The sequence below is a fragment of the Neisseria sp. P0022.S010 genome (assembly GCF_051956635.1).
Genome location: NZ_JBQCXF010000139.1, coordinates 1 through 7,169, shown reverse-complemented (window position 1 = coordinate 7,169; position 7,169 = coordinate 1). Strand labels below are relative to the sequence as shown.

Annotated in this window: 6 protein-coding genes; 4 read left to right on the top strand and 2 right to left on the bottom strand. The window is 50.2% G+C overall.

Features of this window, described 5'->3' with window-relative positions:
• Positions 1 to 51: 51 nt before the first annotated feature.
• Together tmk and mltG are read right to left on the bottom strand one after the other, a co-directional pair.
• The gene (tmk, locus tag ACTHUT_RS11850) at positions 52 to 678 is read right to left on the bottom strand and encodes a dTMP kinase (RefSeq protein ID WP_003685024.1); all 627 of its coding nucleotides are present in this window, start codon (positions 676 to 678) and stop codon (positions 52 to 54) included.
• Positions 679 to 745: 67 nt separating this feature from the next.
• Positions 746 to 1,741, bottom strand: coding sequence for an endolytic transglycosylase MltG (gene mltG / locus ACTHUT_RS11845; protein WP_250600947.1), 996 nt, complete (start codon positions 1,739 to 1,741; stop codon positions 746 to 748).
• 115 nt (positions 1,742 to 1,856) lie between these two features.
• On the opposite strand from mltG, the gene ampD reads away from it, so the two are divergent.
• From ampD to ACTHUT_RS11825, 4 genes are all read left to right on the top strand, one after another.
• Entirely contained in the window at positions 1,857 to 2,423 is a 567-nt protein-coding gene (gene ampD / locus ACTHUT_RS11840; RefSeq protein WP_070630510.1) for a 1,6-anhydro-N-acetylmuramyl-L-alanine amidase AmpD, read from the top strand.
• A gap of 177 nt (positions 2,424 to 2,600) precedes the next feature.
• Entirely contained in the window at positions 2,601 to 3,869 is a 1,269-nt protein-coding gene (locus ACTHUT_RS11835) for a cell division protein ZipA C-terminal FtsZ-binding domain-containing protein (protein ID WP_250600949.1), read from the top strand.
• Positions 3,870 to 4,009: 140 nt separating this feature from the next.
• The gene (gene ligA / locus ACTHUT_RS11830; RefSeq protein WP_440418817.1) at positions 4,010 to 6,478 is read left to right on the top strand and encodes an NAD-dependent DNA ligase LigA; all 2,469 of its coding nucleotides are present in this window, start codon (positions 4,010 to 4,012) and stop codon (positions 6,476 to 6,478) included.
• Positions 6,479 to 6,589: 111 nt separating this feature from the next.
• On the top strand, positions 6,590 to 7,169 hold a 580-nt coding region (locus ACTHUT_RS11825; RefSeq protein ID WP_440418816.1), incomplete at its 3' end, for a UTP--glucose-1-phosphate uridylyltransferase.

Genomic DNA, 7,169 nt, shown 5'->3' with positions numbered 1-7,169 from the left:
TAATATTTCTTTGCCACATCACTCTTCTTTCAGACGGCATTTTATTTAAACTTAAACATTCAATCCAAAATGACTGTCTAGCGCGGTTTCAATCTGATTTTTTACCGCGTCCAGACTTTGGCTGCTGTCGATGACGGCATAGCGTTCCGGCTGTTCGTTAGCACGTTGCAGATATACTTCGCGCACCCGATTGAAAAACTCGGCTTCTTCTTGCTCAAAGCGGTCTTTCTCACGCGTTTGGTTGATGCGTGCCATTGACACTTCCAAAGGCACATCCAACAGCAAAGTTAAATCGGGACGGAAATCACCCTGCACCCAATGCTCAAGCGTGGCAATATCTTGCAAGGGAACGCCGCGTCCACCGCCTTGATAGGCAAACGTTGCATCGGTAAAGCGGTCGGAAACCACATGTGTGCCGTTTTTCAGGGCGGGCAGAATGACCGTTTCCAAGTGTTGCTGTCTGGCTGCAAACATCAGCAGGGTTTCGGTACGCAGACTGACTTGGGTGACTGGGTTGAGCAGGATTTCACGCAATGCTTCTCCGGCCGGAGTGCCTCCCGGTTCGCGCGTAAACAATACGGGCAGTTGGTGTTTTTCAAACCATGCTTTCATTACGGCGAGGTTGGTGGATTTGCCTGCGCCATCTATGCCGTCAAGGGTAATAAATCTGGGTTTCATATGGATATCGTCAATTTAAAGGCCGTCTGAAACAGGGATTATAAATGTTTCAGACGGCCTATTCGGTTTATTTCTTCAAAATATATTTGCGCACGGCAGCGTTGTGTTCAGAAAGGTTGTGGCTGAACTCGCTCAAGCCCGTACCATCCATTTTTGAGACGAAATACAGATATTTTTCATCAGACGGATGACCCGCTGCTTCAAGCGCGGCCTTGCCGGGAAGCGCAATCGGAGTTGGTGGCAAACCGCTGCGCGTGTAGGTATTGTAAGGCGTATCGCGTTGCAGGTCGGCTTTGCGGATTCTGCCTTTATACGCATCGCCCATGCCATAGATGACGGTCGGGTCGGTTTGCAGGCGCATGCCGATATTCAGGCGGTTGACGAATACGGCGGCCACATGGGCACGGTCGTCTTCGTGCGCGGTTTCTTTTTCAATCAGACTCGCCATAATCAGCATTTCGTACGGATTTTTATAAGGTAGGCCGCTTTGACGGTCGTCCCATGCTTCTTGCAGGTTCTCCCGCATTTTACGGTAGGCGATTTTGTAAATTTGAAGATCGCTGCCACCGGCATCAATTTCGTAACTATCCGGGAAAAACTGTCCTTCAGGATTGCTGCTCAAGGCATCGGGCGCCACTTCAGCCATCAGTTTTTCATCGCTCCAACCACGCGTATCGTGGGCAATGTCGGCAGTGTTGTCGATAATACGGCGCATTTGGGCAAAACGCGCACCTTCTAAAATTTGCACGCTGACCGAGTCAGGGCGGCCTTTTTTAATGCGTTTTAAAATGTCCCAAGCCGATACTTTGGAAGATAGGCGGTAAGAACCGGCATTGAGTTGGTTGTGTACGCCCATCACATATGCGGCGGCTACCAGCACATAACGGTTATAAACGATGCCGTCTTGAGCCAGTTTGCGGCTGACGGAAGAGATACCTTGGTTTTTGGTAATGGTAATACGGTATGGTTTGCCGTTGTCTTTCGGAACAAACAACAATGCGGCAACCACGGCGGCAAATGCCGTCAAAAATACGGCCAGCCATTTCAACAATTTTTTCAGCATGGTAGGATTCTTGGTTTGTGAACGTGTCGGTCGACAGTATAACCGAAAATAAGTCCACCACGCCTGCCACCTTCCCTAACGTATGCTTTCCTATCCCGAAAGGCCGTCTGAAACCATGAATTCCCCTTCAAAAAACATTTGGCAAAACGGCCGCTGGCTGAATGCACGCCAAACTCATTCGCCCAATTTCAGCCCACGCGAACCGGATGAAGACATCTCATTGGTTGTCCTCCACAATATTTCCCTTCCTCCTTTTGAGTACAACACGGGGGCAGTGGAAAATTTGTTTACCAACCAAATCAACCCTGACGAGCACCCTTTTTTCAGTATCATCCACACCTTGCGCGTCTCCAGCCATTTTTTCATCAGCCGTAAAGGCGAAACCGTCCAATTCGTTTCCTGCGACGACATGGCCTATCATGCCGGCGTATCGTCGTTTCAAGGCAGAGAAAAATGCAATGCCTTCTCCATCGGTATCGAATTGGAAGGCTGCGATTTCGAGCCTTTTACCGAAGCACAATACACCAGCCTGCAAGCCTTGCTGACCGCTATCTCCGAACATTACCCGATTCAGGTCGTTACCGGTCATCAGGACATCGCGCCGGACAGGAAAACCGATCCCGGTCATTTCTTCGATTGGCCTCGCCTTCAAAAAGCAGGTTTTCCCGTCCGGCGCGGATAACTTTCAGACGGCCTGAACAATGATTGGCAGACATAATGCTGTCACAACCGTTTATTTTCGTTATAATTCAGCTATTCATTCGGACAAATAAAGTCCGGCTCCAGCGAACTTCCCGCGCAGCAAGATTCCGCACCCTGAAAAAGACGGAATGCTGCCTTTTTAAAAAGTGATTACTCCATGATTTTCATCGTCTTAGCCCTCGCCGCTCTTTTGGCGGTCATCGGTTACAACATGTACCAGGAAAACCAATACCGCAAACAAGTGCGCGAACAATTCGGCCATTCCGATAAAGATGCGCTTTTGACCAGCAAAACCAAGCACGTCCGCGACAGTAAAGAAACCGGCGGCCAGGGTTTGTTTATCAAGAAAAACAAAAAAACCGAAGAGGCATTGCGCAACCTGCAAGAGCAAGATGAAATCTACGCGGCAAAAGCCAAACTGGCCCACCCTACACAGATTAAAACGGATGTCGAGTTGACTGTGGAAGACGACTTTTCCGCAGAAGAAAAAGTCCAACACACTGTTATCGGCTTAAACAACGAAATTACCGTCAGCCCTACCGAAGCCGCTTCTGCTCCGGTTGAAACCGCTGCTGAGCCTGTGGCACAAGTACCATTGATCAGCTTGGACGAATTATCGCAAGTCGAGTTGCCTTGGTTTGATCCGCGCTTCGACTACATGGCCTACATCTCCCTGAAACAAGCCCAAGAATTGCACGCCCTGCCGCGCCTTTCCGGCACTCACCGCTTCCAAATCATCGGTTGCACCATGGACGACCATTTCCGCGTTGCCGAGCCGATTCCGGGAGTTTACTACCAAGGCTTCGTTATGGGTCTTCAGGCTGTCAGCCGCAACGGTTTGGCCGCGCGTGAAGAGCTGCAACACTTCGACCAACAGGTTGATGCTTTTGCCCAGCTGATGGACGGCAAAGTTTTGCATACCGACTTGGATGCGTTCACAGAAGTCGCGCAAGCCCTCGACCAATTCTGTGCGCGTGTTGACCAAACCATCGCCATTCACTTGGTTTCCCACTCCAATATCAGCGGCGTAGAATTGCGTGCCGCCGTGGAAGATACAGGCTTCAAACTGGGTGAAGACGGCGCTTTCCACTTCGGCGATAACAACAACCCTCAATTGTTCTCCATCCATACTTTGGACAACAAACCGTTTACCAATCTTTTGTTGGACAACCAAGCCTACCGCGGTTTCAGCATGCTTTTGGATATTCCGCATGTTCCGGCCGGCGAAAAAACTTTTGACAAATTCATGGACTTGGCAATCAAACTCTCCGGCCAACTCAGCTTGGACTTGGTTAACGACCAAATGGAAGAAGTTTCCACCCAATGGCTTAAAGACGTACGCAACTACGTTTTGGCCCGTCAGGAAGAAATGCTTAAAGTCGGCATCAAACCCGGCAGCAAACAAGCCCTTCGCCTGTTCTCTTAAACTTCCCCAATCAAAAAGCGGATATGCAATGACGGCATATCCGCTTTTTTTCAGGTAAAATCCCTTCATCTTCAATATTCATCGATTTTCAGACGGCCTCTCTATCATCAGGCCGTCTGAAAACTCTATTTCGATTGCACATGAACCCAACCGCACAACGTATCAAATACCTGACCGACCTCCTCAACCGCTACGCCTACGAATACTACACCCTAGACGCGCCCAGCGTACCCGATGCCGAATACGACAAATTGTTCCGCGAGCTCGAAGCATTGGAGTTGAATCACCCTGAGTTGAAACTGCCCGACAGCCCAACCCAGCGCGTCGGTGGCGAGCCTTTGGCAGGCTTTGATGAAGTGCGTCATGAAGTACCTATGTTGTCACTAACCAACGCCTTCTCGCCACAAGATGAAAACGGCGTGTTTGACCATGCCGAAATGTACGCTTTTGATGAGCGCGTTCGTGGCGGTTTAAATGGAGAAAAACCGGAATACGTTATCGAGCCTAAATTTGACGGTCTGGCCATCAGCCTGCTGTACCGCGACGGCATATTGACTCAAGCGGCAACCCGTGGCGACGGCACAACAGGCGAAGACGTTACCCAAAACGTCAAAACCGTATCCAACATCCCCCTGCACCTGCATGGAGAAAATATTCCCGAGCTTATCGAAATACGCGGCGAAGTCCTGATGCTCAAAGCCGATTTTGCCGCCTTAAACGCACGACAGGCTGAAAACGGACAAAAACCTTTCGCCAACCCGCGCAATGCCGCCGCCGGCAGTCTGCGCCAACTTGATTCACGCATTACGGCACAGCGCAAACTGCATTTCTTCCCCTATTCCATTGCCCGACAACAAGGCGGTTTTATCGCAGAAGAACACCTGCAAGAGCTGAACTACTGTAAAGAACTTGGCTTCAGCCTGCCCGATGGTAATTTCGGCTGTTTCCCAAATATCGACGAAGTATTGGCATTTTACGAGAAAATGCAGCAAAAACGCCCTACTTTACCTTATGAAATCGACGGCATGGTGGTCAAAGTCAACAGTCTGGCACAACAAGAAAAACTGGGCTTCATCTCACGCGCGCCACGTTGGGCCATTGCCCACAAATTTCCTGCTGAAGAGGCATTGACCATTGTCGAAGCCATTGATGTACAAATCGGGCGCACCGGCGCAGTAACCCCCGTCGCCCGCCTGCAACCTGTATTCGTCGGCGGCGTTACCGTTACCAACGCCACCCTGCACAATCAGGACGAAGTATCGCGCAAAGACGTACGCGTTGATGATACAGTTGTCGTGCGCCGCGCAGGAGATGTGATTCCCGAGGTGGTGCGCGTGATTTTTGAACGCCGCCCAATGCAGGAGACCAAGATTTCCGTTTCAGACGGCCTGCAAGACGATTTGTTTGCTGAAACACCTTCTGAAACCCGATCCGAACCGCTTCACAAACCCTACCGCCTGCCCACCCATTGCCCTATCTGTCACAGCGAAATCGAACGCGAAGAAGGCGAAGCGGTTGCCCGATGCAGCGGCGGTATGCTTTGCCAAGCACAACGCGCGCAAGGTTTAATCCACTTTGCCTCACGCAAAGCCATGGATATCGACGGACTTGGTCAAAAACAAATCGAGCAGCTGGTCGCACAAGATTTGGTTCGTCATTTCGCCGACCTCTACCGCCTTGATATTCCAACCCTGCAAAAAATGAAGGAAACAGCGGATAAAGCATCGGCTAATGAGGAAGAACCATCAAACAGTGAGATTGAAGACTTTGAAAGTGAGACCGGCAATACTCTGCTTGCCAAAAACATTAAAAAACAGCCGACCAAATGGGCGGAAAATATCCTCGCAGGCATAGAAGCCAGCAAAACACCCGAACTCGCCCGCTTCCTTTTTGCCCTCGGCATCCGTCACGTCGGCGAACGCACGGCCAAAACGTTGGCGCAGGCATTCGGCACACTCGAACATGTCCGCCATGCACCTGAACCCATCCTCGCCTGCCTGCCTGATATCGGCACGGTGGTTGCCCGCTCCATCGCCCACTTTTTTGCCCAAGAAGCACAACAGGCGATGATAGACGAGCTGCTGGCTGTAGGTGTTACCCCGCAAAGCCAGGCTGTCACTATCCCGCCGTTGCGCCATGCCGAACCGCAACGCTGGATTGCCCGCCTGCCTGATTTTAAAATCAGCGAAACCAAAGCATTGGCCTTGTGGGAGCTTGCCGGACAGAGCATAGAAGGTTTGCAAACTGACAAAGCGTTGCCTGCCGATTGGCAGACATGGCGCAGTAAACCGCAAAACGCAGCCCTGCTTGAAAATATGAAAACTTTCTTTGCTCAAACGCTGTCTAAGCTTCAAGATGAAACTATTTCAGACGGCATCAATGAGGCTATAGCAGGTAAAACCTTTGTATTAACAGGAACTTTACCCACGCTCAAACGCGACCAAGCCCAAGCCATGATTGAGGCTGCAGGCGGTAAAGTTTCCGGCAGCGTATCTAAAAAAACTGACTACGTTGTCGCCGGAGAAGCCGCAGGCAGTAAATTGGAAAAAGCCCAAGCTTTGGGGGTGACCGTATTGAGCGAAGAAGAATTGCTGACGTTGCTGGGATAAGACAGTATATACAGTCTTTTTCGAGCCGCCTGATACTTTATCATGTGGTATTATCGTTACACACAATTACACCTTCGGGGGCTAATCCCTCAGACAAAATAGGATACCAATATGAAACCCATTAAAAAATGCGTCTTCCCCGTTGCCGGTATGGGCACCCGTTTCTTGCCTGCGACCAAAGCCAGCCCCAAAGAAATGCTGCCTATTGTGGACAAACCTCTGATTCAATATGCAGTTGAAGAAGCGGTTGAAGCCGGCTGTACCGAAATGGTGTTTATCACCGGCCGTAACAAACGCAGCATCGAAGACCACTTCGATAAAGCATACGAGTTGGAAACCGAATTGGAATTGCGTCAAAAAGACAAGCTGTTGGAGCACGTTCGCGATATCCTGCCTCCCAACATTACCTGCATGTACATCCGTCAAACTGAAGCATTGGGTTTGGGGCATGCCGTATTGTGCGCGCAGGCTGCCGTTGGTAATGAACCTTTTGCCGTTATTTTGGCAGACGATTTGATTGATGCGCCTAAAGGCGCGCTAAAACAAATGGTTGACGTATATAATCAAAGCGGCAACAGCGTTTTAGGCGTTGAAACCATCGATCCTTCCCAAACCGGTTCTTACGGTATTGTCGAAGTCGAGCAGCTGAAAAACTATCAACGTATTATCAACATCGTTGAAAAACCCAAAC